Annotated in this window: 1 protein-coding gene; it reads right to left on the bottom strand. The window is 61.8% G+C overall.

Translation table 11 applies throughout. From position 1 onward, the window contains the following. Positions 1 to 425 precede the first annotated feature (425 nt). On the bottom strand, positions 426 to 1,943 hold the full coding sequence (locus QZY44_RS11665) for a hypothetical protein (protein WP_295446379.1): 1,518 nt from the start codon (positions 1,941 to 1,943) through the stop codon (positions 426 to 428). Positions 1,944 to 2,023 lie beyond the last annotated feature (80 nt).

Here is a 2,023-nt window from a genome sequence, read left to right as displayed (position 1 = left end):
GCTTGAGGTAAAAGGGTCACAACGACTGAATCTCGCCGTCCGATCAGGTAAAGGTTCTCGGACAGACAATCCGCAGAACAACGCGCCGGCGCGCGCCACCCCTCCGCGGGTACGGCTAGGTGTAGCGGCCCACAAACATCCGGGCTCCGACCCACAAACATCGCGATTTTCAGCCCAGATTGACTGCAAATAACGGGGGTCCCGGACCCAGATTATTTGCAAATGAGCCCAGATTATTTGCAAACAGCCCGCAAACATCGGCGCCAGCCCGGTCGACTCGGCCAGGGGAATGAACCGTCCGGGATCTACCAACCCCAATACCGGGTGGTACCAGCGGAGCCCGGATGTTTGCAGGCCGCTACAGGTAGCGTGAAAGACTACTCTAGTCCCTTACCCCCAAGATCTTATACAAAAGGATGCGAAATTTATTGCGCATTAGACACCAGCGTCGGTTGGACGAAGTACTCGCGGATGACCAGTGCGGTAGCCAGGACACGGCGCCCGAGTTTGGTCAGGTAGTACTTGTAGCAGTGGCCGATCTTCTTGATGAGCCCGTGGACGCGCAGGCGCTTCAAGAGGTAGGAAGCGCGACTGGCGGAGAGGTCGGGTAAGTGGGCGCGCAGATCGGCGGCGCGAAAGCCGCTGATGCTCCACTCCCCGCGTCCGAGCGTCAGGAACAGACGGTAATCGGGTTCGAGGAACAGGTTGAAGCCACGCAGCGAGCGGTCCTTGGTCTTCACCGGTGCGGCCATCTTGGCCAGCGCCTGTTGGCCGGCATCCGGGTTGTCGAGGCAGGCCATGAAGGCGAAATAACGGTCGTTGGCGGCCTGCATCAGGGTGCGCAGATCATGGAGACTGTAGATACTCTTGCGCAAGGGGGCAAGCTTGAACACGGACTTGCCGTCGCGCTGTTCCACCCACCGGTGGTGCTTTAAGAAGGTGACGTCGTTGACCGTACACTCGACGCGGGCGATGAGCCCGGCCTTGTCGTAGAGTTTGATGCTGGCCGGACCCATATGATGACGGATGCGGGTGCCTTGGATGCGCGTGGAGAGGTCGTTGCCGACCTCGTCCTGGAAATTGCCGGTGAGCTTGTGACCGAGGAACATCGCCACTTGCTCAGCCTGGATGACATGCACGGCCGTGCGCACGATGGCCGCGTAGAGCGGCTGGAACTGGGCCTGGCGGCGGAACACCACATCGGTGGCGAACTCCACCTGCATCAGGCTCCAGTGGTAGCCGGCGCGAAACTGCCGCAGCACCGGGCAGAAGCGTTGTGCCCACTGGTCGAGGTGCTCGTGCAGCACGGCGGCATCCAAACCCTCGGCGAGGCGCTGGGCCGCCACCGGATCGGCGATGGACAGAAAGGCGTTATCGGCCTGCGCGAAGGCGATGTGCGCCGCGGTCAACTGACGGGCTAGCCAGGAGTGGCCGTTGAAGTAGACTTGGAGGCGAAACGGCGCCCAGGTGGGCACGCGCACGTAGCACAGGCCGAACTCCGGGTCGATGAAGTAGAAATAGTAATGCAGACACTTGCCGGGGGTCGACTTGAGGGATGCCGTGTGGGTCGGCTTGTCGTACCACGGGCGATAGGACGCACAGGGCTCCATGGCCGAGAAGACATGGACCAAGCCGGGATGATCCCCACGCTGGGCGATGATGTCCTGGATGCGCGCTTCCTTGCGGAAGTCCCCGTGACGGCGGATGAACTCAATCTCCAGCCCCGCCTCCGCCGCCAACCGCTCGGCGTTCTGACGCAACTCCTCGCGCAACGGTTCGGCCCACTGGGTGTAGTCAAACACGCGGATACCGCGCGAGGCGAGCAACTGGGTCATGGCCGCCGCGTATCCGATCTCGGGCAGGGTGCCGGTGATCACCACCCGATCAAAGCACGACAGCACTCCGGAGACCTCTGCTTGGTGACGTTCGACAAACGGGTTCATCGTCGCGCCTCCTGTGTTCTGGACCTACGGATAAGGATAGACCCTCGGCCCCTTTTTGGTTCCGGCTACGCCGGGTTAGG

It is taken from the genome of uncultured Thiodictyon sp., from assembly GCA_903837595.1.
Classification (GTDB): Bacteria; Pseudomonadota; Gammaproteobacteria; order Chromatiales; family Chromatiaceae; genus Thiodictyon.
This window is presented reverse-complemented; position numbering and strand designations above follow the sequence as displayed.